This is a genomic window from Pseudoalteromonas agarivorans, assembly GCF_024518735.1.
GTDB lineage: Bacteria > Pseudomonadota > Gammaproteobacteria > Enterobacterales > Alteromonadaceae > Pseudoalteromonas > Pseudoalteromonas atlantica.
Genome location: NZ_JANIGJ010000004.1, coordinates 231,704 through 258,635 on the forward strand (window position 1 = coordinate 231,704; position 26,932 = coordinate 258,635).

Here is a 26,932-nt window from a genome sequence, read left to right on the forward strand (position 1 = left end):
ACTATTCGCACACTTTATGGAATGCGAATAATTATCAATATGAAAAAGTTCAAATACTCTCTTGTTACACTTGCGTGTTTAAACGCATCATTAGCGGTTGCTGCAACAACGGCTGAAAAAGACATTGAGCGCATCAGCGTTTACGAAAAGCAAAACCAAGTTGTAATGAGCTCAGGCCTTGCAACTAAATCAGACATGTCGTTAATGGAAACACCGGCACCGGTTGTTATTATTGACCGTGAACTTATAGAGTCACAAGGTGTAGACAGCCTACAAGAGCTTGTACGTAATGTAAGTGGTTTAACTCAAGCTGGTAATAACTACGGTATAGGCGACAATTTAGTCATTCGTGGTCTTGATGCTAATTACACTTACGATGGTATGTATGGCGGTGCAGGCTTAGGTAATACATTTAACCCAACTCGTTCACTCACTAATGTTGAGTCGGTTGAAGTACTTAAAGGCCCTGCTACCGGTTTATATGGTATAGGCAGTGCTGGTGGTGTTATAAATCTGATTGAAAAAAAGCCTGAGTTTGAAGAAAAACATAAAATATCTGCCGAGCTTGGCCAGTGGGATAGTTATTCACTTGCCTTTGATAGCAGCAATGCGATTACCGATGACCTAGCGTATCGCGTAATGGCTAAAACAGCCTCAAGCGATGGCTTTCGTGATTTAAAAGAAGACCGCGACGAAATTTACACCTCGCTTAAATACATACTAAGCGACAAGCAAGATATCATGCTCTCTGCAGCCTATATTAAAGACTCAATTGCAGTAGATTCTATTGGCCACCCTATTCGAATTTATAATGCAGAAACCGCCAATGGTTTAACTGCAGGTGAAGTAACTGGCGCAGATTTAGTAAATGACCCATCTGGTAATGGTGTTCAATTAACTGCGGCTCAACAAACACAATTGGCACAGTCGCTTTCATCAACCGATGGCCTTACCCCGTACGATTTTGGTACTAACGGTATTATCTCTCCTATGGCGGATGATAATGAAGGTGAAGAGCTTCGCTTTAAGCTAACCCATAATTACTTTATTACAGATGATTTATTTTTAAATCAGCAGTTACAGTACCGTAACTACACATCAAGCTTTGCTCGTCAAACTGGCGCGTTTAATTACGTGTATTCAACACGCGATGGCATTATAAATAACGACCCGCGTGCCCCGTTAGTTGAAGACGGTGTGCTTTACCCGTTTGCAGCGCGACGCCAAGAATACCGCCAAGTAGAAGCTGATGAAAAGTCATGGCAGTATTTCTTAGATTTACGCTATGACTTTATGTTAGGCGACGTGGATAACGAATTACTGGTTAATGCAAACTACGAAGACAGAGACATTCGCTTTAAACAGTATTCTATTTACGATGCAGACAAAGTTATTTACGACAGCGAAGGAAATGTACTTTACCAAGGAACGCTGCCATATATTTATGATATGCGCTCGCCAAATTGGCCAACAGGCAGTTTTGATGACTACGACCCACTAAAAACCAGTGACTACAATAAAAAAGTACAAGCGTGGGGCTTAGGTATTCAACACGTAGGCTATATTACTGAGCAGCTTACAACTCGAGTTGGTGTTGCTTATAATCGCATTAAGCAAACATATGAGCACTATGGTGTAGATGAGCGTTATAGCTCAAGCCGCGCTGAGCCAACGCCTGAAGCAAACACATCAGACAGTGGCTTAACTTATAACTTAGGCGCAACCTATCAACCTACTGAAAACTTTTCCGTGTTTATTAACCACGCTAAAGGCCGTACTGCCTACAGTGTATTAGGCTCAGTAGCAGGTACAGAGGCTGACCGTGAAGACTCTGAGTCTATCAGTAACGATTTAGGCTTTAGATTTAAAGCATTTGATGATCAGCTTTTAGCATCACTGGTGGTATTTGAAAGCGCGCGTACAAACCTTGAATACACAAACCCACTGTATGAAGCCGGTGTATCTGGACCTGATGTAGTAGAGAGCTACTACGATGGTGAAGAGCAAACCAAAGGCGTTGAACTCGATTTAAATGCGCACTTAAACGAGCAATGGAAAGTAAATGTAAACGGCGTATACCAAGATGCCCGCGATAAATCTAATCCAAATAGCAGCAGTTACGATACACGCCAAAAAGGCGTACCGTATGTAACGGCAAGTACGTGGGTTACCTACTACGCCGATATGTTTAACCTACCTGAGGCTGTTAACATAAGTGGCGGTATTACTTTTGTTGATAACAGAAGCACAAACTCAAGCTCGTTTAGTATTCCTGATGGCTATGTACCAAGCTATACGGTGTACGACGCAGCAGTTTCGTACACCACTAATAAGTGGCACATGCAGCTTAATTTAAACAATTTGTTTAATAAAAAGTACTACTCTAAAGCTATGTTTTTAGGTGGTATGCCAGGCGAAGAGCGTAATGCTAAGCTCAGCTTTAGCTACACACTTTAACCCTGCATAAGCAATTAATTTACTCCTACTAAAAGTAGGAGTAAATTAAACCTAATCTTGATTTAATACTCTACAAAAGATACCAGGCTAAACGTTGCTATAATTTATAAGCGTGCTAGCATTACTTTCTGAATTTACTGAAACTTAAAAAGCTATGAGTCTATCTGAAAAAAACTTAGCCTTTGTTATGCACTGTGGTGAAATGGGCAGCCGTTGGGGTTTCAATCGCACGATTGGCCAAATGTGCGGTTTGCTGATCATCACCAAAGAGCCCATGACCGCAAATGAGATTGCCGATGCGCTAAGTATCTCGCGTGGCAATGTAAGCATGGGAATTAAAGAGCTCCAGTCATGGCAATTAATTAAAGTGCATCATATCCCTGGTGATCGTAAAGAATACTACGCCCCAGCGGGTGAAATTTGGGATATGGCTAATCGCGTATTTGAAGAGCGTAAAAAGCGTGAAATAGACCCTACCCTAAGTTTGCTGCGTGATAACCTTTTAGACGAAGCAAACAACGAAGAAGAGCGCTATGCACAAAAGCAAATGGGCGAAATCCACAACCTACTCGAAACGGTTACTAAGTGGTCTTCAGAGTTACAACGCTTAAGCCCAGAGCAGCTTAATAAGCTAATGAAGCTTGGTTCAGGAATTGGCAAGGTTATCGATTTAAAAGATAAAATATTTAAAAAAGAACATGATTAAACAAATAAAAAAAGCCGCTTAGCGGCTTTTTTTTATCACACAACAGCGTATAAATTATATTTTTGGATAACCAATTCTATCTGATAGATAGCCCACGCTGGTGGCAAAGTAATATGAGCGGTTCCAGTGCATAAACACTTTGTAGTTATCATACGCTAAGTACATACGCCCATTAATGTCATCAGGCATTACCAGTGCAGCGCGTACATCAACATTAGGTAAGTCAGACCCGTCAGCTTTGCGTACACCCAGTGCTTGCCAGTCTGCAAGCGAGCGCTCTGAGTCGTTCCAATATTCTAACCATTGCTTACGTGTTTTAGTGCCGCGTTTTAGCACGTATTTACTGTCAAAATTTTCAGGTAATTTTACCTGGCGACCCCAAGTTAGTGAGTCATTCCAACCTTCTTGTTTTAAATAATTGGCAATCGATGCAAATGCATCTTCTTTGGTGGTCCAAATATCTTTACGGCCGTCGTTATTGTAATCAACCGCGTAGGCGTTAAATGAGGTAGGCATAAACTGAGTTTGCCCCATTGCTCCAGCCCAAGAGCCTTTAAATTTATCAAGCGTAATATGGCCTGACTTTAAAATATCTAATGCTGCCCAAAGCTGGCGCTTATAAAGTGCTTCACGACGACCATCAAAGGCAAGCGTCACTAGCGATGAAATAACATTATGGCCACCTTGTATTGTGCCAAAGTTACTTTCAAGGCCCCATAGTGCCACTATAAAGCGTGCTTGTACGCCAAACTCTTTTGCAACTTGTTCAAGTACATCTTTATTTTCTGCATAGAGTTTACGTGCACGATCAATTTTCCACTGGGGTACACGTTTTGGTAAGTAGGTTTCGAGGGTTTCTTTAACCTCTGGCTGGTTTTTATCAGCCGATACAACTTTTTCTTTGTATGAGGCAGTCGCAAATGCATCGTCTATTAATTTGCTATCGTACCCTTTAGCAATGGCCTCTTGTTTTAAGTCACTTAAATAAGTTTGAAATTCAGCCTGCGTTTTAGCAACTACAGAGCCACTTAAACACACTGAGCATAAAATTACGGCTAACTTTTTAATCACTATCAACTCCGTTTTCTTTTCGTAATTGGCTAAGTAAATTTTCTTCCGGCGGTGGAATTTGCAAATAGTAACCCTTGTCTGGGTCAGCTAAGGCTGCTTTTACTGTTTCAAGGTCGGCACCGCCTAAATGATCACGCTTTGCTAAATTGATAATCATTACATAAATAGGTTGACCAAACATAGCCAGTAAAGGTTCAGGCACTTTACTAAAATCATCTCTTTTTTCAACAAATAAGAAGGTATCCGCTTTTTTCTTACTTTTATATACCGCAGTGAGCATAATGGCCCTATTTAATCTTGCTTAACATTGCCGCACACTATAACATGAGAGTAATAATAAGTTAGAAAAATTAGATTAGAAATTTCATTAAAGGCCTTATTCAGCCTACGTTTATCTAAAATTAATTTCTAATCAGACAAATCAATTGAGCGTGTATGTCGGAACAAATTTTTGAGCTAAAAGGGAACCTTTTTACGTTGTCAGTATTGCATCTTTATAGCACTGATATCGCCCTTCTAGCAGAACAGTTGTATGTAAAAATAGCCCAAGCTCCTCGTTTTTTTGAAGGAGCGCCTATTGTTGTTAATTTAGAAGAAATTAAAAACAGCTCACTTGATTTTGTACATTTAAAATCTCTCATTGAGCGTATGAGCTTTAATGCTGTAGGTGTTTGTAATGGCTCAGATGAGCAACACACGCAAGCTAAAGCCGCTGGCCTTTCTGTACTAAATTACTCGCAAGATGCTAAAAGTGCACCCGTTAAACAAGAGGCGCCAAATACCTCTATTGTTGAAAAAAACGTGTACCTACCTGCGCAAGTAATTAATGGCACGGTACGCTCAGGGCAGCAAGTTTATGCAAAAGACAGAGACTTAATTGTACTTGGTGCAGTTAGCCATGGTGCAGAAGTAATAGCCGATGGTAATGTGCATATTTATGGCACCTTACGCGGTCGTGCTATTGCAGGTGCAAAAGGGATTAAAGACGCCTGCATTTATTGCCAAAAGCTCGAAGCCGAATTGGTTTCAATTGATGGCAATTACTGGATCAGCGACTCATTACAAGGTGAGCACTGGGGCAATGCAGTACAAATACAACAAAAAAACGAATCATTAGAAATTTCAGCTTTGGTTAAAGGATAAATCTCATGGCAAAAGTAATTGTCGTTACCTCTGGTAAAGGCGGTGTTGGTAAAACAACATCAAGTGCTGCAATAGGCACCGGTTTAGCTTTAAAAGGCTATAAAACAGTTATTATCGATTTTGATATTGGCTTACGTAATCTAGATTTAATTATGGGGTGTGAGCGCCGCGTAGTATACGATTTTGTAAACGTAATAAACGGCGAAGCCAACCTAAATCAAGCGCTTATTAAAGATAAACGCGTTGAAAAATTATTTTTACTACCCGCATCACAAACACGTGATAAAGACGCCCTTACCCGTGAAGGCGTAGAGCGCGTTTTAAACGAACTAAAAGAAGACTTTGACTACATTGTGTGTGATTCACCTGCAGGTATTGAAGCCGGCGCAATGATGGCGATGTACTTTGCTGATGAAGCAATTGTAACAACAAACCCTGAAGTATCTTCGGTTCGAGATTCAGACAGAATTTTAGGTATTTTACACAGCAAATCGAAACGTGCTGAAGAAGGCCTAGAAAATATTAAAGAACACCTATTATTAACACGCTACAACCCTGAGCGAGTTGAAAAGGGTGAAATGTTATCGGTAGAAGATGTTAAAGATATTCTGTCGATTCCTTTACTTGGTGTTATTCCTGAGTCGCAAGCGGTATTAAGTGCGTCTAATTCAGGCCAACCAGTAATACTTGATGGTGATTCAGATGCAGGGCAAGCATACGCTGATGCAATCAATCGCTTACTCGGTGAAACAGTCGATTTTCGCTTCTTAGATGTTGAGAAAAAAGGCTTATTTAAACGGATTTTTGGAGGTTAATGTGTCTTTACTTGACTACTTCCGCTCAGAAAAGAAAAATAGCGCGTCATTAGCAAAAGAGCGATTGCAGATCATTGTCGCGCACGAGCGTTCGCAACGCGGAACACCGGATTACTTACCACAATTAAAACAAGATATTTTAGATGTGATCCGTAAGTACGTAAATGTAAACACTGATGCAGTGCAGGTACAGTTTGATCAAAACGAAGATGATTTAGCGGTACTTGAGCTCAACGTGACATTACCTGACGAAGAAAAAAAGTAGCACAGCTAAAAGCGGCATTTTAAATGCCGCTTTTTGCTTTGCACACTCACTACACGTATGTGGTGCATTGTGTTGTGTTTTAAATTTAAAAGTTTACACGTAAACCAAGTAAAAACTCATGGCTTGCTGCACTGTCAATTTTAAAGCCATCGGTAAATGCATCTTGCCCCGTTTGCACATCACCAAATTCAATGTATTGATACTCAGTGTATAACGACATAGTTTTAGTTATTTGATAGTTAACCCCTGCGCCAATATTCCATGTAAATTCGGTTGAATCGTCATCAGCATACGCATCGTAATAGCCATCAACATTTCCATCGAACGCGTCAAAGGCGCTAATGCCTGCACCACCTAATTTTGCAGAATAGCTGTTATCGGCAACCCCTAACCCCGCTTTTATATAAGGCGTAAACGCGGTGCTGTTATCAAAATCGTAAAAGCCTTCAATTGTATAAGTGGTGGTTTTTAAATCCCCCTTTAATACATACTGCTCACCTTCGCGTGCACCCACGCCAACTTTTGTATCGCTATAGTCAGTATCATGATAGCTAATACGCGCCTCTACTCTAAATTGAGGATTGAACTGATAACCTAAACCAATACTGCCTACACTGCCCTCGCCGGCATCAAATTCAGATGGAAAATCACTATCTACGGCAATATTGTTACCAATGGCTTGAGAATCATTTGCTTGCGAACTATAGCCTACATGTGCAGTTCCATAAAACCCCTCTGCACTAGCTAAAGTAGGTGTGGTACACGCTAAAGCAATTGCGGCAACTATAGTTTTTTGTAATGTGTTCATTGTTATTCCTGTTTTTTTTAACAACCAAATTATTGGGCTGTAAGGCTAATGTTGAATTCGCAGCTAATATAACTTTTCGATTCACAAGCGAATAGATACAATAACGGCACAATACAATTCCGACTTTCAGAACAATGATTAACTATTTACGACACATGGCTATTTTTGCCAAAGTGGTTGCTGGCGGTTCATTTCGTATTGCAGCTAAGGAGCTTGGCATAGCACCTTCACGTGTGAGCCATAGTGTTTCTGACTTAGAACAGTTTTTAGGCGTCACTTTATTACATAGAACAACCCGTAAATTGTCGCTTACCCCTGAAGGTGAAAAATTTTACGCCCACGTAGAAAACATAACAAAACACGCAGAGGCAGGTTTGAACGAAATTAACTCTGTGGGTGATGAGCCTGTAGGGTCTTTAAAAATATCGCTGCCCGCCTTTTTAGCAAGCTCCGAAATTTCAGCCGCGATAGCAGAATTTGTGCAAACCTACCCAAAAGTGAACTTGTCTCTTAATTACACAGACCAAGTAATAAATATAATGGATGAAGGACTCGATTTAAGTATTCGAGTTGGCTGGCTAGAAGACAGCTCACTCATGGCGCGTAAAATTGGAGAGAGTAAACGCTTTTTAGTTGCCTCAAGTAAGTACGCGAGCAAACATCAACCCCCTACGCACCCAAACGATTTAAAACAGTGGGATTGGGTTCATTTTAGTATGCGCGGCAGCACTGTAGATTTTACCTCTCCAAATGGCGAAGTGGTGTGTATTTGTGAAAAGTCACGCGTAAATGTAAATAGTGCGCTTGCAATAAGTCACTTTGTATCTGAAAACTTGGGTCTTGGCATATTGCCCGAAAACCTAGTAAAAAAACAATTAGCACGAGAAGAGTTCATTCACATTTTACCTAACTGGCAACTTAAGCCGCTTGGTTATTACGCGGTATGGCCAAATAATGCACGCAGAGAAAACCTAACACTATTATTAGTACGCTTTTTAGCTAAGCGCGGTTTAGTAACCGCAGAGGATTAAGCAAGTACCCCTTAAGTGAATATGTTATTATGGACCTATTACTTTGCTTTATGCCTGCTATTACTTTGCTATGTTAAATCACGCTTCTTGTTTTACTTTATTTGATTGCTCTGTAGATTCTATACCGCTTCCAGATAAATTTACGTTTCCGTTTTACTACCAGCCTCATCCGTTATCTGTTTTAGCCGCAACACAATTGCAGCAGCAACTTGAAACGCATTTACCGTATAACGAAAATGACAGCAGTAATACAGCAACGAATGATGGCAAAATGTTTGGTGTACTGGTTGTACAAAACCAGCAACAACAACTTGGCTTTTTAGCGGCGTATTCAGGCCAGCTCGAAAATTTAAATACCGATATAAAATGCGTGCCTAATGTATCTACAATGGCACTGGAAGATGTAGGTTATTTAAAAGAAAGTAAAATAATTAACGAGATAAATGCGCAAATACATGCCCTAGAAAATGCAAGTACATTGAATAAATTAACAGCGTCATTAAATGCCGATAAAGCCGCGTTTGATCAGCAGTTACACGCTCAACAAAGCGTAATGCAAGCCAATAGAAAAACACGTAAAAAGGCGCGCAGTGCACTTGCAGTTGAGCAAAGCCAAGCAATAACGCCTGAGCAACAAGCAAGCTTGAATGAACTGGCCAAACAAAGCATTGAAGATAAAAAACACTATCAAAGCATAAAAGATCACTGGCATGATAAAATAACTCAGCAACAGCAGGCGCTTAATGCCCTACACGACGAAATAAAACAGTTAAAAAAGCGCCGTAAAGTTTTATCTAAAAACCTACAAAAGCACGTGTTTGCACAGTACCAGTTTTTAAATGCAGAGCATGAAGTTAAAGATCTCAATGCCATATTTGCAGCATTGCCAGAGCATACTCCGCCATCAGGTGCGGGAGATTGCGCTGCGCCCAAGCTATTACAATACGCATATCTTAATAATTTAAAGCCAGTGGCTATGGCTGAGTTTTGGTGGGGGGCCGCACCTAAATCGGCAATACGCCAACATAAAAACTATTACCCTTCTTGCTACAGTAAGTGCCAACCTATTTTATCGCACATGTTAAAAGGCCTCAGCATAGAAGATAACCCGCTACTCGTTAACCCTGCTGAAGGTAAAACGCTGCCGATAGTCTATCAAGACGAAGATATTGTTATTGTAAATAAACCCAGCGAGTTTTTATCTGTACCAGGTGTCAATATTGAAGATTCTGTGTATCTACGTATTCAAACGCAATTTCCGCACGCTACAGGTCCATTAATTGTGCACAGACTAGATATGTCTACATCAGGTTTATTAGTGGTGGCGCTCAATAAACGAGCCCACAAAGCACTACAAAAGCAATTTATTGCCCGCACTATTGATAAACGTTACATTGCGCTGGTTGATGGTATTGTGCCTAAGGACAGTGGCAAGATAGAGCTTCCATTGCGACTTGATTTTGACGATAAGCCACGCCAGCTTGTTTGTTATAAAAACGGCAAACCCGCACTTACTACGTGGCAGGTACTTGAACGTAAAAACAATATTACACGTCTACAGCTCTACCCTAAAACAGGACGCACTCACCAGTTAAGGGTACACTGCGCTCATCACCTAGGGCTGAATATGCCTATTATTGGTGACACACATTACGGTAAAAAAGCCAACAGGTTACACTTACATGCCGAATATTTGGCGCTAGATCACCCCATTACACATAAGCGTTTAACATTCAGCGTAGCGCCCGATTTTTAACATAGCCTGTTAGCTTAAAAAGTGGGTTTAATTATCCCACTCTTTAAGTGCCTCTTTAACAAAACTGTAGCGCCAAGAATTAAGTAAATCAGGTTTAATATGATTTACCTTTTGCTCATCGGTGAGTTTCCAATTCCAGCTAATAAGCTGATTAATTTGCTTTTTAGAGGCCATTACATCCTCTGGTATACCCTGCTCTTTTGCCACTTTCGTGATTTTTTGTTTAATATCTTTAGCTACTTTTTTATAAGCCGGAAAATCAATTAAACGTTTAAGCACAGGCGGATGCTCATCAACCGGGAGTGCTTTGGCCTTTTCAATACACTTTAGTATTTCAACTCCAGAGCGGTTTACTTCCATTGACTCAACACCCGGAATTTGTCTTAGCGTATTTAAGCTCGAAGGCCCACGTTTAGCAATTTCCGTCATGTTGTGCTCTTTAAGCACAAAATTAAGCGCTAAATTTTTACGAATAGCTTTATTACGACGCCATACAGCTAATTCTTTTAATACCGCGAGCTCGTGCGGTTTTAGTTGCCATGCGTTTTTTATATCTTTATAAAGCAGCTCATCTGGGGTTTGAAAGGCGCGTTTATTTGCAATTAACTCGCTCTCATTTATTACAATATCAAATAACTCAGCTTTATTTATACGCTCAATTATTAGTTCGAAACAAGGCAGTAAATGAAACGTATCAGCGGCTGCATAATCGAGCTGCTTTTTAGTTAATGGGCGCTGTAGCCAATTAGTTCGCGATTCACTTTTGTCTATTTCTATGCCTAATAGCTCTTTTACCATTAGTGCAAAGCCCATACAGTTGCCTTCGCCTAAAAGCTGAAGAGCAAATTGTGTATCAAACAATGGAGCAGGTACAAAGCCTGCATACTTTTGAAATACTTCAATATCTTCTGAGGGTGAATGTAACACTTTCAGTACTGATGGATCTTGTAATATTTGCCAAAATTCAAATAACGAGAGTTCGGCAAGTGGATCTATAAGGGCGAGATGCTCGCCATCATATACTTGAATAAGTGCAACTTCTGGGTACAAAGTACGGCGGCGCATAAACTCTGTGTCTATGGCTAAAATAGGCTTGTTTTTTATTTGCTCAACAAAGGTATTGAGTTGATTTTGTGTTTCGATCAATTGGTATTGCACTTAATCTCCTACAATAAAAAAGCCGGCTAATGCCGGCTTTTCTATAGTTTACTAATCTTTTAGGGCTCTTCTGAGAATTTTACCTACATTTGTTTTAGGTAACTCATCCTTAAACTCAACGAGTTTAGGCACCTTATAATTAGTTAAATTATCACGACAGTGATTTATTATATCTTTTTCAGTTAAAGAAGGGTCTTTTTTAACAACAAAAACTTTAACTTGTTCGCCACTTACATCGTGCGGAATACCAATAGCCGCTACTTCTAGTACGCCGTCGTGCATGGCAACCACTTCTTCTATCTCATTTGGGAACACATTAAAGCCCGATACAATGATCATGTCTTTTTTGCGGTCAACAATATAGAAGAAACCTTCATCGTCGTATGTGGCAATATCGCCGGTAGCAAACCAGCCATCTTGCAAACATTCTGCAGTTGCATCTGGGCGGTTATAGTAACCTAGCATAACTTGTGGGCCTTTAACCCATAGCTCACCGGGTTCACCTTTTGCCGCTTCTTCTCCGTTTTCAAGCATTAGCTTAATTTCGGTATTAGGAGCAGGTAAACCAATAGAGCCATTATAAGCTTCTAAATCGTACGGGCTTACAGTTACAAGCGGTGCACACTCAGTTAAACCGTAACCTTCCATCAATTTAGAATTAGTCACTTTTTGCCATTTTTCAGCTACAGGACGTTGTACCGCCATGCCGCCACCTAATGACATTTTTAAATGACTAAAATCAAGCTCTGCAAACCCTGGTGTATTGAGTAACCCGTTAAACAGGGTATTTACACCGGTAATAGCAGTAAATTTATGCTGATTAAGCTCTTTAACAAAAGCCGGCATGTCACGCGGGTTTGTAATTAATACATTCAAACCACCGTATTTCATAAACGTTAAGCAGTTAGCCGTTAACGCAAATATATGATAAAGCGGTAATGCAGTAACAACAACTTCAGTACCACGGTCTAATACTTTATCTAAACAGCCCGACACTTGCTCAAGGTTACCAACCATGTTGCCATGACTTAACATCGCCCCTTTAGATACGCCGGTTGTACCACCTGTGTATTGTAAAAAGGCCAGATCAGATAAGCTCATTTCTGGACGCGTATACTTTGAAGGGTCACCTGCTAACACATCTGAAAACTTAATAGTATTTGGTAGGCTGTAGCTGGGTACCATTTTTTTTATGTATTTAACCACAAAATTAACGATATGCTTTTTAATACCACCCACCATGTCGCCCACTTGGGTAACAACAATGTGTTTTACATCAGTTTTTGCAAGTGCTTTTTCAAGCGTGTCTGCAAAGTTAGCCAATATAAAAATAGCTGACGCGTCAGAGTCTTTTAATTGATGCTCGAGCTCTCGTACTGTGTAAAGTGGGTTTACGTTAACCACCACACACCCTGCACGTAAAATACCTAAAATAGCGATAGGCGTTTGTAATAAGTTAGGCATCATTACGGCAACTTTGTCGCCTTTTTTAAGACCTAAATCATTTTGAATATACGAGGCAACACGTTGTGTCGCTGTATCTATTTCATCATACGATAATGTTTTACCCATATTCGTAAATGCAGGTAAATCTTTGTAATCGGTAAAACTTTTTTCGAACACTTCGAGTAACGAGTTGTAATGCTCAGGATCGATTGTTTCAGGCATACCTTCTGGGTAGCGCTTAAGCCAGATTTTTTCCACTCTTAGCCCCTGTTTATAATTATATTTTTATTAACCTTAATCTAAGTAAGGCACTTTAACAATTGAGCAAATACTCTAATGCAGGAATAATCCCACATTTGGCGCTAATTTACAATTAACATGCACCATTTTGCAGCATAAAGGCTTGAATATACTCAAAACATAACCCACTGCTTTGCATATGGCAATGATGCCCGCCATCTACATTAATTACCTTCAAGTTGTTGTAATAGCTAATATACTTGGCCAAATTTTGTTTTACAAACGAATAACCTTGGTTACCTAAAATTAATTGGCTTGGTGCAATTAATTGTTTTATTGCACCAATACATTGCGCTTCATCAAACCTAAAACCTGAGTGATTTTTAAGCTTAGGGTCTGTTGTTAACTCATACCCTAGTTCACTTTGCTTAATATTACGACTCATCAATAAGGTGATCAGTTCGTTATTTAAATCTGTTGTATTTGCACGCGCTTCGATAATCGCTGATTGCGATTTATAAACGCGCTTTTTTTTATTGTAGGCGCGCTCTCTGTTAAGTATCGCCCCTTTTAATTGCTCACATACTTCATCACTGGGGGTTGTAACACAGCCAATCCCTTCAATAAAGGTAACTGAATACACATACTCACTAAAACAACTTGCAAATAAACCTGCCACCATTGCGCCCATTGAATGGCCGACTAAATGTACCTTTTTTGCCCCTAAGCTCTTTATAAGTTGGTACACATCGTCAATATAATCAACAAAATAATAATGAGCGTCCTGTGCACGCCAATCAGATAGCCCATGCCCAGCAAAGTCAACACAATACCAAGTATGCTGCGGGTTAACCTTATCCAACATAGGTGTAAAACTATTACTGTTATCTAGCCACCCATGCAAGGCTAAAACCAGCTCATCGCCAGCGCCTTTTTGTAAGCCACGCAATGTTATATTTCTTGTTTTTATTTCAAATGGCTGCAACAGACACCTCTTTTTAACGTGCGACATTATTTATAACATACTAGTTGTCAGACCTCTAATACCAAAAGTTTTTATATTTTTTATATTTATAAAGACCACTTGAATTGTAAGGTTAACTTTAGAACTTCAATTATATATTTTATTTCAATAACTTAACCTATTTTAAGTTTCATTAATTCAATAAATAATTACAAACAGGGCTTAAATACTCTTCAGGTAAGTAATGTATACCACTATATTCATTACACTATAATTAACATAAGCTAAAAAAATGGCTGTATTGTTTTAGTGACAATTAGCCAAACCTGTTTATATACTTTGCTTTTTATTCTTACTTCATTTCATTATTATACGAAGGCGTATTGAACTTTGTGGATTGAAACTTGTTCAATCTACGGGCGGTTAAATCTTGGTACGAGGTTTGTAACCTTGTGGGCTGAGTAACAACCTAGCAAAAAACTTAATCGCCTTAGAAAGAATTTTTGGGCAGCGCATGTTTGGTATTTATGCTGCAAATTCAACACGCCGTAACCATATACAATTGTGGTGCTATTTAAACAGCACATTCATAGGGATTAAAATGAAAAACCAACTTAGCTTATTAGCGCTTTTATGTGCATCTACCAGTGTTTATGCAAGCGATGCACCTAAAAATGTAATTTATATGATTGGTGACGGGATGGGTCCTGCCTATACAACCGCTTATCGTTATTTTAAAGATGATCCAACCACCAAGCAGATTGAAACAACCGTATTTGATACTATTTTAACAGGCATGGCGCGTACTTACCCTGACGATCACACTTATGTTACAGACAGTGCTGCAGGTGCAACCGCACTGAGTAGCGGCCACAAAAGTTATAATGGTGCTATTGCAGTCGATACAGACAAAAAGCCCGTTAAAACCATGTTAGAAATAGCAAAAGAACGCGGTATGACAACAGCATTAGTGGCTACCTCGCAAATTAACCATGCCACCCCAGCTAGTTTTGCTACACATAACGAATCACGTCGAAATTACGATGCGATTGCTAATGAGTACATAGATAACAAAATTGCCGGTAAACTCCCTGTTGATTTAATGCTAGGCGGCGGTACGCAGTATTTTATTAGAGAAGACCGTAACCTCGTTGATGAATTTAAAGCAGCTGGTTATCAATATAGCGATGATATAAAAAACCTTGGTCAGATTACGCAAGTACCGGCACTTGGCTTATACGCCCCAATGGGACTGCCGTTTGCGCTTGATGCTAATTCAAACCACTTAACGCAACTAACAGCTAAAGCATTTGATTTACTCGACGGCCAAAATAAAGACGGCTTTTTTGTCATGATTGAAGGCAGCCAAATTGATTGGTGTGGACATGCTAACGATGTAGCCTGTGCCATGGCCGAAATGGATGACTTTGCACAGTCGATTGAAAAAGCAAAAGCCTATATTGATAAAAACCCTGATACTTTATTAGTGGTTACTGCAGATCATTCAACTGGTGGGTTAACCCTCGGTGCGCACGGACAATATAAGTGGGATACGGAAGTTATTAAAGGTGTTAAAGCTACAGCCGTTGAGCTAACAAAGCAATTACTCGCTGCTGATGACCTAGAGCCTATTTGGCGCGCCAACACAGGTATTGAATACACACCGGCTAATAAAGTAAAACTTGAACAAGCGAAAAAAATGGGCGAAACAGCGCTTAATTTAGCCATTAAAAGTATTATTAGTGACGCCAGCTTTACTGGTTGGACAACAGGCGGACACACCGCTGTAGATGTACAAGTATTTGCCTACGGTAAAGGCAGTGAACACTTTAACGGTGCTCAAAATAATACAGATATTGCCGATAAACTAATTGGCTTTATTAAACAGTAGCCATAAGCTTACGAAAAAGCCCGAACATGTGTTCGGGCTTTTTATTTTTTACTGTTACGGGGGCTAAGCGTATATATCGACGCCTATTAAATCTTGTACTTCGGCGCGACGCTCTAAATTTGCAAATTCAGTATATGTTGAAATTGCTTTACTCACCGTTGGGCTTGGTTGGTCATAAATAGTTTGGCTGTACTTTGCGTTACTGGTGCTTTGACTAAAGTATTGATTAGCAAGCTCTACACCCGCTTTACTACTTTTTACATAATCTGTGTTTGTTTTTTGACTGGCGCTATCATCCGCTAAACCTTGTGGTTTAGAGGGTATAATTTTTGTTGAGGTAACCTTTGCAGGAATATCCCCAGTAAAAAAACCAGCACCAATTGGCAAAGTCATAGATAACTTCCAACAATAAACATATTAAAAATTATGATTTAAAAACACCCAATTTGCAACTCTTGTGCCTATTCGCGACCCGGTAGTTTTTTCCATGTTACTGTATCGCGCACATATTTAGGTTGCGCATCGCTTGCTTTAACAACCTCGCCCTTTAAAAAGGCCGTATCTACATGGCTAAGCATATAACGAGCATCTGGCAAAGTAATGGCTGTATTTATGGTTATATTGCTAACGTTTTTAAGTGCATCAGGGTAACTTTTAAATCCAGTGCCAACGGCAATCGCGTGTAACTCTTCACTGTTTATATGCTCTTTGCTTAATAACTCTGGTTTTATAACACACTCTTCATTTACCAACTCCATGCGTGCATTATTTACCTGGTATTGGGCAAAATAAATTTCTCCCATACGAGCATCTATAGCTGAATACACTACTGGTGCCTGCGTTTGTTCGTTCGCTTGCTGGGCCATAATTGCCAAGGTTGATACGCCCACTAATGGTAAATTGGCTGAATAAGCTAACCCTTGTGCAATAGCAACACTAATGCGTACACCGGTAAAGCTACCTGGCCCTTGGCCAAAGCCAATAACGTCTAAGTCTTTTAATTTACACTGTGCTTTATTAAGAAGCTCATCAACTAAAGGGAGTATTTTTTGACTATGTTGCTGTGGACATTCTTCAAAATGATGAAATGTTTGGCCCTCAAAGTGTAAAACTAAAGATAACGCTTCGGTTGAGGCATCTAGGGCAAGAATATTACTTTTAATCATTTTAGTACTCTAGTTAATGTGTTTTAAAAATGTGTTTGCATCTTCTAAGCTTCGCGTGCGACGCATCGGCGGTAAGCTTTTTAAAAATACTTGGCCATATTGGCGCGTTACTAATCGGTTGTCGCAAATAACCAGCACGCCTTTATCTTTGTTATCTCGTATTAAACGCCCCACGCCCTGCTTGAGCGCAATAACAGCTTGCGGTAACTGTATATGAGCAAACGGGTCTTTGCCTTGCATTTGGCAATCTTGCATTTTGGCTTGCAGTAATGGGTCATCCGGTGCTGCAAAAGGTAACTTGTCGATAATAACACAGCTTAGCGTGCTACCACGTACATCAACCCCTTCCCAGAACGAGGCAGTACCTAACAATACCGCATTACCATGGCGCGTAAATTTTTCCAGTATTATACGCTTAGACATTTGCCCTTGCATATAAACTGGGTAGTCCAATTGTGTGGTTAACCCCTCAGCCACCAAATGCATCATTCGGTAACTTGTAAACAGCACAAAGCAACGCCCTTTAGCCGATTTAATCAGCTCTAGGGTTAATTTTATAATTGCATGAGGCATGTTCTCTGCATGCGATTCTGGCAAATATCGTGGCAAGCATAAAAGCGCCTGATTAGGGTAATCAAAGGGGCTATCAACCATCATACTTTGCGCAGGAGTAATACCTAAGCTTGCATTAAAGTGATCGAGCTTATTATCAACCGATAACGTGGCTGAGGTAAATACAAACCCTGCGCCGGTATCTTTCATCATTTGAGCAAATTTAGCAGAGACATTAAGTGGCGTAATATTAACCGTTAAATAGCGCCGCGTGGTTTCGTACCAATAGCTAAAGCCCGTTTGTGCGGTATCAAAAACACGCTCTAACTGACCTTTAAACGCTAATGTACGCTCAAACGGATGCTCTATTTTATCACTGCGCTCTAGGCACAGTTTTAATACCTGATAAACAAAGTCTAAATCGCTAATCACCCGATGCAGCGCTGCGCAAATTAATTTATCGCTGAGCTTTTCGCGCCAATCTCCTCGGCTACCATCTACACCAAACTGTAAACGTAAATCAGCCACGCTGGTTTCAAGCTTATTAAGGCTTTTGCCAAGCTGCAGCATATCGGGAATTTCTGCACGGTAAATAGCGCGTAAATCGTTAATTAAATCCACCAGCTTTTTAGTGCTAATACTTTCACCAAAGTAGTCACTGGCAATTTCGCTAAGCTGGTGTGCTTCGTCAAAAATATAAGCGTCGGCGGTGGGCATAAGTTCGGCAAAACCGGAGTCTTTTACTGCCATATCAGCAAAAAATAAATGATGGTTTATAACCACTACATCCGCTTCGGCTGCATTTAAACGCGCTTTGCGTATATAACATGATTGAAAGTCTGGACACTCTTTGCCTAAACAATTATCGGCTGTCGAATTAACATAGGGCAGTACCTTGGCGTCTTCTTCAATACCAATACAATCAGCTAAATCACCCGAGTGTGTTTCACTGGCAAATTTTGCAACCATAGCAAGTTGATGCATTACATCAGGATCGTCTGTTGGTACATGGGCTACATGTTGGTTTAGCCTATAAGTACACAGATAATTAGCGCGCCCTTTTAACAATGCGGTTTTTTTAGATGCATTAAGTGCTTTTACTAGCTGAGGTAAATCGCGGTGGTATAACTGCTCTTGCAAGGCCTTAGAGCCTGTTGAGATAATTGTTTTACCCTTAGATTTAAGGGCAGGCGCTAAATAGGCAAACGTTTTACCTGTACCAGTGCCCGCTTCAACCACTAACTGCGTGCTATTTTTTAATGCATCGTTAACGGCAACGGCCATATCAATTTGAGGTTGGCGTGGCGTGTATCCATCTAAAGATAACGCTAACGGCCCGGTTGCACTAAACAGCTGTTTGATAATACCAGTCACTTTACAAAAAATAATAGCGAGATTTTACGTAAGCCTGGCTATAAGGGCAAGCCAATTGAAATTAGAATTTTGTAAAGGGGCTAACACCCCTTTACACGTTATTGTGCATTTATGGATAACGTGACATTGCTGGCATTGCTATACCCTTTTAAATCGATATACCAATTACCTGTTTGTGGCGCAGAAAACGAACAGGTTTCGCTATTGCCATTTTTATATGGCCTGCACAAGTACTGAGAATCACTAGAAGGAGTGCCAAAGTTTACATATAAATCAGCATCGCCACTGCCACCAGACATTGTTATATCTAATGATGCGTACTGCGTATTTAAACTTTGGCTAAAGCGCTGCCAACTCCCAGCAGAAACATTTATGTTTGTAATGCTCCGATTGATAGGCTTAATACTCCCCTCTTCATTGTAACTTCCGGTTAGGGATACATTTTCTATCGCATTCCATGCGTGTACCATCACATAGTAAACTCCTGCACTAGAGGGATTAATATCGCAACGTTCATTACTACTTGAGGTAGTGCTTTTACAATCATAATCGTTCAGTGTAGGTGCTTGGTTGTAGCGTACGTATAAGTCTGCATCGCCTGTGCCCCCAGTCGTAATAAAATTTAAATTGCTCGCACTTTGTGGCACAGCTAATGTGTAAATAAACTGCTCTTTTGCAACCCCTGTGATCCCACTGAGTGTTTGCCCATTGGTTAATTGGTTATTAGTAGGGGGCGCAGTATCGCCGGCATTTTTTGCCATTTCGGCAACATAACTTACTGCCAACTTGGCGAATTTACTGGCATGTTGAGTATCAAACTGGTTATCGTTTTGGGTGTGAATAAGCGGGTTTATATCGCCCATTTTTGATTCAAAAGGCATAGAGGCTGCAAACCCTTGCTGATACCATGACGCATGATCAGAACAACCATAACCACACTGATCAAATCCATAATCTAATTGCGGTAAGTAGGTATCTAAAAGCGCTGCTAAAAACTGATTTTGTGCATTGTTAGTATAATCAGTCATCATGACTATATCTTCAAGGCTGCCATTATTGCCTGTCATATCAAACTGCACCATGCCCACTACATTTTTACCCTGCGATTGGTAGCTGCTTGCAATATCACTTGAACCTCTAAGGCCGACTTCTTCCGCTGCAAACGCCATAATTTGAATCGTACGCTGTGGTTTGTAATTAGTTTGTACAATCGCGCGCAGCGCCTCTGATAGCACAGCAATGCCTGAGGCGTTATCATCAGCACCGGGTGAACGTCCATTGCTTGGGTTTGACTGATTTATCGAATCAAGGTGGCCACCAATAATAATGATTTCATCTGCTTTTTCATTGCCTTCAATTGTCACTATAACCGACGATTGCGCCCAATTATGCGGGTAAGTTGCAATGCTAATATCACTGCGACTTTGCGCTATTTGTTGCCAATGTGTTTTTAACCAATTTGCAGCATCTATCCCTGTTTGTGAGGTGTAATAACGATTATTAAAACTGGTTAAAGAGTTAACAGTACTATCGAGGTTAACGGTGCTAATTGATGACATTAAATTTTGTACTGTTTGTTCGTTATCAATAGAATAACTAAATGCTAATGTATTTTGTATAGTATGCGCCGTGGCTAATTGTGTTGCGTAACTGCTCGCCTCTTGCCATGAATCATGTGCCACAAACCCACCGCACCGATTATAATTGTGGTGCATAAATTCGCTTAGATTATTTACCTGATCAGCTGGTATATACACCAAATCTATATTTTCAAGCGCACTTGTTGAGCGCTGTGCAAAGGGCAATCTTTGCACTAACCCATGCTGGGTATACTCATAATGTTCCGCTGCAGTTGAATCTATGCTTACCCACACTTTGTTTGTTTCACTTTGTGCTACAACGCCCATTGTAGTAAATAAGCTCAGCGCACTTAGTAGTTTAAAAGGTTTCATTGGTATTCCTTATAATTGGCAATACTGGTATCCATAAAATTAAAAAGGGGCACTAGGCCCCTGGTATCAATGTTTAATTAGCAGACACACTCAGTGTTACTCCGCTTGCATTACTGTACCCTCTTAAATCTAGGTACCATGTACCTGACTGTGGGTTATCAAACGAACACGTTTCACTGTTGCCATTTTTATAAGGTCTACACAAATAAGTTGACGTACTCGACGCCGAACCATAATTTATATAAAGATCGGCATCGCCACTTCCACCAGAAATAGTAACGGTTAAATTACTATAGCCCGCTCCTAAGTCTTGAGTAAATCGAGCCCAGCTATTAGTTGAAACACTAATATTAGACTCGGTTCTGTTAATCGGTGTTACGCCTCCTGTTGAATTGTTAAAACTCCCAGTAAGCGATACATCAGCTATAGCATTCCATGCTTCTACCATTACATAGTAGGTGCCTGCTTGAACGTTCGAAATACTGCAGTTTTCGGTGCTTGAAGAGGTGGTACTTTTACAGTCATACGTATTCAGTGTGGGTTTACTTCCAAACATTACATATAAGTCTGCATCGCCCGAGCCACCAGCGGTATTAAACTCAAGATCTGTTGCCCCCGCTGGTACATCGAGTGTAAAAAACATCTGCGCTTTTGCAGAGCCGCTGATCCCCGTACGTGCTACTTTATTTGTTAACGCCTCATCCGTAGGCACAGGTGTGCTCGAGCAATCGCTCCCTGCACTTAGGTTTGAACTAACTCCCACTGCGGCCAATGCAGCTTGTACATCGCTTGGGTTGTAATTTAAGTCACACGCAGCGTCCATAACGCCGTTACCAGCTAAATCCCAATTTGTACTCGCACTCCAATAAAGCTGATTCGCTCGTGCCATAACTACAAATGCTTTTTTAGTATCCCAGCCGGATGTAGTAGCAAGGTTATAAAATGCTTTGTTAAATACACCCGAGCTATAGTGCACATCCATGCCAGAGGTATAACTACCTTGATTATCTATAGAGCGTCCATCCTGTGATGGGTTATTCATATAGCGAAGCGCGCCATTGCCTTTAAAAATATCTTGCCCGACTAACCAATCGTTAGTGCCTTTCATGTAATACTCAGCCGCTTCACCAGCCATATCAGAAAAAGCTTCATTTAAGCCACCAGACTTACCGCTGTAAATTAAGCCAGAATTCTGTTCGGTAAAGCCATGGCTTACCTCATGCGCCGATACATCAAGGCTTACGAGTGGGTAAAAAGTGCTTTGCCCATCGCCAAAGGTCATTGCGCTGCCATCCCAAAATGCATTTTCATAATTACTTGAATAATGTACGCGCATTTTTAACTGAAAACTTAGCGGTGGCGACCCCACCCAGTCGTTATACATATTAAAAATAACGTTACCAAAATAATGAGCATCGTTAAGCGGCGAATAAGCCCCATTTATCTCTTTTACTGTATTCTCTGGGCAGGTAAATGAATGGGCAGCAGAGCCACTTGTGCCGCCATTGAGATTTATAGTTCTTACATTGGCATTATCCATAACACAGGTGTTACCAGATTGAGACACATCTAGGTTGCTAAAGTCAGTACCGTAGATGTATTTACCTGTTTTGAGATTCCCCCCTGGTCCCGTAGCATCAGCATGTTGTAAGTTATCGTAGCTGAGCAAAACCTCACCGGTATTAGCATCGATTATTTGATAAGGGCGTGATGGCGATTTGCCGTAGGTTACATACGATACTTCATACACCAAATGCGCCTTACTTTGTTGATCAACCCAAATCGCTAACCTTGATTTCTCATTGTGTTTTTTTAAACCTTTAGTTTTTGAAGCTATGCCTACATTTTGGCTTTGAAGCATGGCTTGTTTTACAGATAATTTAGCGCTTACATCGTTTATATCGCCTTCAATATCGTACACCGCAGCGCCATGGGCTTTTTTAAGCATGCCATTTTTAAATGTAAGGCTTAAAGTGTCACCAATTACTGGTAAACCTTGATATGTTTGCTGATAACGGCGAGTTACTTCACCGTTATTACTTATAAACTCTTTTAATACAACTAACTCGTTCCTTACACTTAACCCAATCAAGTCTTTAGGGCTAGTAGATAAAATGGATGCTGAATTTGATTGCATCATGTTATTTAAAGCCGTTTGTTGATTTAGATATTTCTTGTTCGCAGCTACTGCATCTGTTGCTTGAACCAAGGTTAAAGCAGCAAAAGTTGCTAATGTGATTTTTGATAAATTCACGTTTACGCTCCGTCAAAATATTTAGTTTGTAGTGGATTTGTATTAACCGGAACTACTTGTACCCGATTAAGGATCAAGCTTATGTTACAAATTTGAGTTATGAAAATTAAACATTTAATTTACAAGTAAAGTATTAGGAAACGTAAGAACAATAGAAATTACAGTAGGTTAAAAAACACACAAAATCAGTAAAACTTTAAACAGATACAAATTGTATACATATATTTACACTAAATTACACTATTAGCCGTGCACAATAGCTACGTTTACTTTATTTAATTAACGGCAGTAATCAGCCATTATGTTGCCTAGGCAACTTTGTATTAATCTCCTCATTACAAGCAATAACACCAGTAAATTTGCATTAACTATATGTCTCCTAAAGACATAAAAAAAGTGCTAAAAGCCCCATAAATACTGTGACACAGCCTAGTCTCAGGAGTAATATACGGCTCGTTTAATTCGCTCTTTTTTGTTCTCTAAAATAAATTTAAGGTTAGCCAATGAATGCTTGGTATCTCATTTGTTTTCTCTCTGCTATCGCAATTTTTATTGCTTATGCAAACCAGTATGTTCTTAAAATGCAAACAACGATTGCTATAACAACAGGCTCGGTTGTTATATCGTTGTTATTAATTATTTCTGTTAAGTTATTAGGCGATACAACTGCATTAGAAATGACGCAAATTGTAGCCAGTATTAATTTTAATGAATTGCTTTTAAAAGGCATGCTTGGATTTTTGTTATTTGCAGGTGCTTTAGAAATTAACCTGTTGGCACTGCGTAAACAACGATGGGAAATAACCGCTTTAGTTTTGTTCTCTACCGTAGTCTCTACTTTTTTAATTGGCTATTTAAGTTTTTATATTTTTGCCGCTCTTGGCTGGCCCGTCCCTTTTATTTATTGTTTACTTTTTGGCGCCTTAATAAGCCCAACCGATCCAATTGCTGTACTGGCAATTATTAAACAATTACGCGCCCCTGAAGGTATTTCGGTACAGGTAGAAGGCGAGTCTTTATTTAACGATGGTATTGGTTTGGTAATTTTTACTACACTGTTTTCTGTTGCATTTTTTGGCACCGATGCCAACCCAGCCGACATTGCAGAGCTGTTTTTTGTTGATGCCATAGGTGGAATCGTGTTTGGCTTAGCAATGGCCCTTGTGGGTCACTTTTTAATTATTAACTGTAAAGATGTAAATATACGCCTATTAATAACCTTAACCATTCCAACTGCGGGTTTTGCCGCTGCCAATGTATGGGAAATATCTGGTGCGCTTGCCATGGTAACCAGTGGTATTATTTTAGGTAATATTACTCGCGCAAAAGCAACCGAGCGCACAGGGCCTGAAAACACGCGCTATATTAAAGACTTTTGGCACGCCACCGACAGCTTTTTAAACGCTTTGTTGTTTTTGATTATTGGTATGCTGATTGTCACTATGCCAGTAACAATGGGTGAAATTGGCTTAGGCCTTGTTATGATCCCTGCTATTTTATTAGCACGTTTTATTAGTGTTGGTACGCCATTTGTAATATTTAAGCGCTTTAAAAACTACGACAAACACAGCGTTAAAATTTTAACTTGGGGTGGTTTACGTGGCGGTTTAGCATTAGCTATGGCTGCAGCTATTCCTCGTGATCAAGTATTTATATCAGGCAGTGATCTGCATGATTTAATCGTTATTGTGACCTATGTTGTGGTTATATTTTCTATTATTGTGCAAGGTTTAACTATCTCGCCTCTCATTCAAAGTAGTATTAAATCTGCCGAGCAAAATCACTAAGTTTTATTTATTAAACCCGCAGTCTATTCACTGCGGGTTAGTTATTTATGGGGGATTATTTTTAGCACGGTTTTATTTATTTTAAGCGTAATAAAAATAGTTTTAATTTTAAATTTTTTTATAGGGCTAATTATGTCCAGTAAGTATACAAGTGTTTTTTCGTTATTTTATGGCATTACACGTCGCCACGTTTTTCTCTTTCCTTTGTTCTTACTCACTTTTTTATGTTGTTCTTCTTTTGCCTCTACGCCTGCTGAGCAAGCTAAAATTAAACAAATATCACAACTTGCAGAATACGTAGGGGTTGATTACGTTGGGGCGGTGCATAAAGGCGAGGTACTCAGTAAAGACGAATTTCAAGAAATGTCTGAGTTTGCAAATTTAATAAGCACGCTAGCCACTCAGTTAAGCAGTGCTAATAATCAATACAGTCATATAAAAATACAAGCTGGTGCCTTGCATAACGCAATTATAAATAAACAAAGCGTACAGAGTGTTCGTGCTGCCAGCTCAAAGCTTAGGGAGTCTTTGCTTGAATTTATGCCACAGCTTTCTTTGCCTACATCTTTATTACCACTAAAACAAACAAAGGCACTTTTTGCAGAAAACTGCTCTATGTGCCATGGCATAAATGGACAAGGTGATGGCCCACTTGCTAAAGGTTTAACACCACAGCCCACGAACTTTACGGATAAAGAGCGAGCCACAAATCGCACAATTATGGGATTATATGAAGCTGTATCCAATGGCATAGACGATACACCAATGGTTGCTTTTAGCCAATTTAATGAGCAACAACGTTGGTCACTCGCCTTTTTTGTAGGCAGTTTAGCTTTTCAAGATATAACTAAGCCGCAACACAATAACCAGACAATCAGCACTTCAGACATCATTAATCTTAACCCTGCGCAGCTTTCACAAAATAAATCCCCTGCCCAAGTTCAATTTATTAAGTGGCTGCGCGGTAATCCAGAACACTTATTTAAAAACAAAGCTGAGCCACTTAGCGTTGCACGCTCGCAACTTATTGCAGCGCAAAATGCACATGCTAATGGTGAATATGCAAAAGCCAGCGAACTGGCTATCAGTGCCTATTTAGATGGTTTTGAGCTGATAGAAAATAACTTAAATGCATACGATGAAAGCTTGCGTAAAAGCATTGAAGTACAATTGATGAACTTACGTAACACATTCAAAAATGAAAAAAACACCGAGCTTGTCAGTGCGCAAGTTAACGCTGTACTTACACAATTAACAAAAGCAAACAACCTACTTAATGACACCACACTCAGTGATGGCGCCTTGCTATCAGCCAGTTTAGTTATTTTGCTACGCGAGGGCCTAGAGGCACTATTAGTTGTTATAGCGCTAATGACGGTGCTTATAAAAACCAAACGCCAAGATGCGCTTAAATACGTTCATATTGGCTGGGTAATGGCCCTCATAGCAGGTGGCTTAACATGGGCGGCAGCGCAAACATTAATACAAATAAGTGGTGCCAGCCGCGAAGTAATGGAAGGGATAGGCGCCCTATTTGCAGCTATTATTTTGCTATATGTTGGGGTATGGATACACAGTAAAACCAGTGCTCAGCAGTGGCAGGCATATATTCAGCAAAATATTAATAGGCGTTTAGAGTCTGGCACACTGTGGGGGCTAGCGGGCCTCTCGTTTATAGCGGTATATCGTGAAGTGTTCGAGACGGTATTATTTTATCAGTCGTTATTAACGCAAAGCTCGCAAGCACAGTATTCATCGGTTGCGATGGGCTTTGCATTGGGTGTGGTTTTATTAGCGCTTATTGCATGGGTGTTAGTTAAATATTCGATTAAGTTACCTATTGCTAAGTTTTTTGCTTATACAACGTATTTATTATTTGCACTTGCCTTTGTATTAATGGGTAAAGCTGTCATTGCATTACAAGAGGCTGATTTAGTCGCAATTAGTTCAATGCCGATAAACTTTGATATTGCACTACTGGGTTTAAAATCTACGTGGCAAGGCTTTATAGCGCAACTTACCGTAGCTGTTATATTTAGCTTTTACATTATTAAAGCTAAAAAACGCTAGCAAGCACATCCTTAATAGTAAAAAGT

Annotated in this window: 21 protein-coding genes; 10 read left to right on the plus strand and 11 right to left on the minus strand. The window is 39.9% G+C overall.

Annotated features, from left to right (window positions below; translation table 11 throughout):
• Positions 1-39: 39 nt before the first annotated feature.
• Both NQT65_RS09525 and NQT65_RS09530 read left to right on the plus strand, forming a co-directional pair.
• Positions 40-2,457 carry a TonB-dependent receptor gene (locus tag NQT65_RS09525; protein ID WP_256851050.1) on the plus strand — a complete coding sequence of 806 codons (2,418 nt, stop codon included), beginning with the start codon at positions 40-42 and terminating at the stop codon, positions 2,455-2,457.
• A gap of 154 nt (positions 2,458-2,611) precedes the next feature.
• On the plus strand, positions 2,612-3,163 hold the full coding sequence (locus NQT65_RS09530) for a GbsR/MarR family transcriptional regulator (protein ID WP_004586357.1): 552 nt from the start codon (positions 2,612-2,614) through the stop codon (positions 3,161-3,163).
• A gap of 54 nt (positions 3,164-3,217) precedes the next feature.
• Here NQT65_RS09530 and NQT65_RS09535 read toward each other — a convergent pair whose 3' ends face one another.
• Both NQT65_RS09535 and NQT65_RS09540 read right to left on the minus strand, forming a co-directional pair.
• Complete coding sequence (locus NQT65_RS09535) at positions 3,218-4,234, minus strand: lytic murein transglycosylase (RefSeq protein ID WP_004586358.1); 1,017 nt, start codon at positions 4,232-4,234, stop codon at positions 3,218-3,220.
• Positions 4,227-4,514 carry a YcgL domain-containing protein gene (locus NQT65_RS09540; protein WP_004586359.1) on the minus strand — a complete coding sequence of 96 codons (288 nt, stop codon included), beginning with the start codon at positions 4,512-4,514 and terminating at the stop codon, positions 4,227-4,229. Before NQT65_RS09540 ends, NQT65_RS09535 begins: the two co-directional genes overlap by 8 nt.
• Before the next feature lie 155 nt (positions 4,515-4,669).
• On the opposite strand from NQT65_RS09540, the gene minC reads away from it, so the two are divergent.
• Genes minC through minE form a run of 3 tightly spaced genes read left to right on the plus strand, consistent with a single transcriptional unit; the run spans position 4,670 to position 6,457 of the window.
• A complete protein-coding gene (gene minC / locus NQT65_RS09545; RefSeq protein ID WP_004586360.1) occupies positions 4,670-5,377 on the plus strand; it encodes a septum site-determining protein MinC in 708 nt (235 codons plus the stop codon).
• A gap of 5 nt (positions 5,378-5,382) precedes the next feature.
• On the plus strand, positions 5,383-6,192 hold the full coding sequence (minD, locus tag NQT65_RS09550) for a septum site-determining protein MinD (protein WP_024031716.1): 810 nt from the start codon (positions 5,383-5,385) through the stop codon (positions 6,190-6,192).
• Between the two features lies 1 nt (position 6,193).
• Positions 6,194-6,457, plus strand: a complete 264-nt coding sequence (minE, locus tag NQT65_RS09555) for a cell division topological specificity factor MinE (protein ID WP_004586362.1) — start codon at positions 6,194-6,196, stop codon at positions 6,455-6,457.
• An 85-nt stretch (positions 6,458-6,542) separates the two neighbouring features.
• Here minE and NQT65_RS09560 read toward each other — a convergent pair whose 3' ends face one another.
• A complete protein-coding gene (locus NQT65_RS09560) occupies positions 6,543-7,265 on the minus strand; it encodes an outer membrane protein (RefSeq protein WP_121638528.1) in 723 nt (240 codons plus the stop codon).
• A gap of 134 nt (positions 7,266-7,399) precedes the next feature.
• On the opposite strand from NQT65_RS09560, the gene NQT65_RS09565 reads away from it, so the two are divergent.
• Positions 7,400-8,296, plus strand: a complete 897-nt coding sequence (locus NQT65_RS09565) for a LysR family transcriptional regulator (protein ID WP_256851051.1) — start codon at positions 7,400-7,402, stop codon at positions 8,294-8,296.
• A 70-nt stretch (positions 8,297-8,366) separates the two neighbouring features.
• On the plus strand, positions 8,367-10,052 hold the full coding sequence (locus NQT65_RS09570) for an RluA family pseudouridine synthase (protein ID WP_256851052.1): 1,686 nt from the start codon (positions 8,367-8,369) through the stop codon (positions 10,050-10,052).
• 27 nt (positions 10,053-10,079) lie between these two features.
• Here NQT65_RS09570 and rnd read toward each other — a convergent pair whose 3' ends face one another.
• The 3 genes from rnd to NQT65_RS09585 form a co-directional block, all read right to left on the minus strand.
• Positions 10,080-11,210, minus strand: a complete 1,131-nt coding sequence (rnd, locus tag NQT65_RS09575; RefSeq protein WP_138577171.1) for a ribonuclease D — start codon at positions 11,208-11,210, stop codon at positions 10,080-10,082.
• Positions 11,211-11,261: 51 nt separating this feature from the next.
• Positions 11,262-12,914 carry a long-chain-fatty-acid--CoA ligase FadD gene (fadD, locus tag NQT65_RS09580; protein WP_256851053.1) on the minus strand — a complete coding sequence of 551 codons (1,653 nt, stop codon included), beginning with the start codon at positions 12,912-12,914 and terminating at the stop codon, positions 11,262-11,264.
• A gap of 115 nt (positions 12,915-13,029) precedes the next feature.
• Positions 13,030-13,881 (minus strand): alpha/beta hydrolase, encoded by an 852-nt coding sequence (locus NQT65_RS09585; protein WP_256851054.1) that lies wholly within the window; start codon positions 13,879-13,881, stop codon positions 13,030-13,032.
• Positions 13,882-14,461: 580 nt separating this feature from the next.
• Here NQT65_RS09585 and NQT65_RS09590 point away from each other — a divergent pair.
• Positions 14,462-15,751: an alkaline phosphatase gene (locus NQT65_RS09590; protein WP_054981946.1), complete on the plus strand. Its 1,290-nt coding sequence runs from the start codon at positions 14,462-14,464 to the stop codon at positions 15,749-15,751.
• A gap of 63 nt (positions 15,752-15,814) precedes the next feature.
• On the opposite strand, the gene NQT65_RS09595 is transcribed toward NQT65_RS09590, so the two are convergent.
• The 5 genes from NQT65_RS09595 to NQT65_RS09615 all read right to left on the minus strand — a co-directional run bounded on the left by NQT65_RS09595 (position 15,815) and on the right by NQT65_RS09615 (position 23,049).
• Positions 15,815-16,144, minus strand: a complete 330-nt coding sequence (locus NQT65_RS09595) for a hypothetical protein (protein ID WP_126008873.1) — start codon at positions 16,142-16,144, stop codon at positions 15,815-15,817.
• Between the two features lie 68 nt (positions 16,145-16,212).
• Entirely contained in the window at positions 16,213-16,917 is a 705-nt protein-coding gene (gene tsaB / locus NQT65_RS09600) for a tRNA (adenosine(37)-N6)-threonylcarbamoyltransferase complex dimerization subunit type 1 TsaB (RefSeq protein WP_256851055.1), read from the minus strand.
• 9 nt (positions 16,918-16,926) lie between these two features.
• On the minus strand, positions 16,927-18,843 hold the full coding sequence (locus tag NQT65_RS09605; protein WP_256851056.1) for a DNA repair helicase YoaA: 1,917 nt from the start codon (positions 18,841-18,843) through the stop codon (positions 16,927-16,929).
• Between the two features lie 98 nt (positions 18,844-18,941).
• The gene (locus tag NQT65_RS09610) at positions 18,942-20,795 is read right to left on the minus strand and encodes a M28 family metallopeptidase (protein WP_256851057.1); all 1,854 of its coding nucleotides are present in this window, start codon (positions 20,793-20,795) and stop codon (positions 18,942-18,944) included.
• 73 nt (positions 20,796-20,868) lie between these two features.
• Positions 20,869-23,049 (minus strand): M4 family metallopeptidase, encoded by a 2,181-nt coding sequence (locus tag NQT65_RS09615; RefSeq protein ID WP_256851058.1) that lies wholly within the window; start codon positions 23,047-23,049, stop codon positions 20,869-20,871.
• A gap of 503 nt (positions 23,050-23,552) precedes the next feature.
• On the opposite strand from NQT65_RS09615, the gene NQT65_RS09620 reads away from it, so the two are divergent.
• Together NQT65_RS09620 and NQT65_RS09625 are read left to right on the plus strand one after the other, a co-directional pair.
• Positions 23,553-24,836, plus strand: a complete 1,284-nt coding sequence (locus tag NQT65_RS09620) for a cation:proton antiporter (RefSeq protein ID WP_256851059.1) — start codon at positions 23,553-23,555, stop codon at positions 24,834-24,836.
• Positions 24,837-24,968: 132 nt separating this feature from the next.
• A complete protein-coding gene (locus NQT65_RS09625) occupies positions 24,969-26,906 on the plus strand; it encodes a cytochrome c/FTR1 family iron permease (RefSeq protein WP_256851060.1) in 1,938 nt (645 codons plus the stop codon).
• Positions 26,907-26,932 lie beyond the last annotated feature (26 nt).

Coding starts and splice junctions, on each gene's coding strand:
- NQT65_RS09565 (WP_256851051.1), top strand. CDS start 7,400: ATGATTAACTATTTACGACACATGGCTATTTTTGCCAAAGTGGTTGCT.
- NQT65_RS09560 (WP_121638528.1), bottom strand. CDS start 7,265: ATGAACACATTACAAAAAACTATAGTTGCCGCAATTGCTTTAGCGTGT.
- tsaB (WP_256851055.1), bottom strand. CDS start 16,917: ATGATTAAAAGTAATATTCTTGCCCTAGATGCCTCAACCGAAGCGTTA.
- NQT65_RS09610 (WP_256851057.1), bottom strand. CDS start 20,795: ATGAAACCTTTTAAACTACTAAGTGCGCTGAGCTTATTTACTACAATG.
- NQT65_RS09620 (WP_256851059.1), top strand. CDS start 23,553: ATGAATGCTTGGTATCTCATTTGTTTTCTCTCTGCTATCGCAATTTTT.
- NQT65_RS09570 (WP_256851052.1), top strand. CDS start 8,367: ATGTTAAATCACGCTTCTTGTTTTACTTTATTTGATTGCTCTGTAGAT.
- NQT65_RS09595 (WP_126008873.1), bottom strand. CDS start 16,144: ATGACTTTGCCAATTGGTGCTGGTTTTTTTACTGGGGATATTCCTGCA.
- NQT65_RS09540 (WP_004586359.1), bottom strand. CDS start 4,514: ATGCTCACTGCGGTATATAAAAGTAAGAAAAAAGCGGATACCTTCTTA.
- minD (WP_024031716.1), top strand. CDS start 5,383: ATGGCAAAAGTAATTGTCGTTACCTCTGGTAAAGGCGGTGTTGGTAAA.
- NQT65_RS09625 (WP_256851060.1), top strand. CDS start 24,969: ATGTCCAGTAAGTATACAAGTGTTTTTTCGTTATTTTATGGCATTACA.
- NQT65_RS09530 (WP_004586357.1), top strand. CDS start 2,612: ATGAGTCTATCTGAAAAAAACTTAGCCTTTGTTATGCACTGTGGTGAA.
- NQT65_RS09590 (WP_054981946.1), top strand. CDS start 14,462: ATGAAAAACCAACTTAGCTTATTAGCGCTTTTATGTGCATCTACCAGT.
- NQT65_RS09525 (WP_256851050.1), top strand. CDS start 40: ATGAAAAAGTTCAAATACTCTCTTGTTACACTTGCGTGTTTAAACGCA.
- minC (WP_004586360.1), top strand. CDS start 4,670: ATGTCGGAACAAATTTTTGAGCTAAAAGGGAACCTTTTTACGTTGTCA.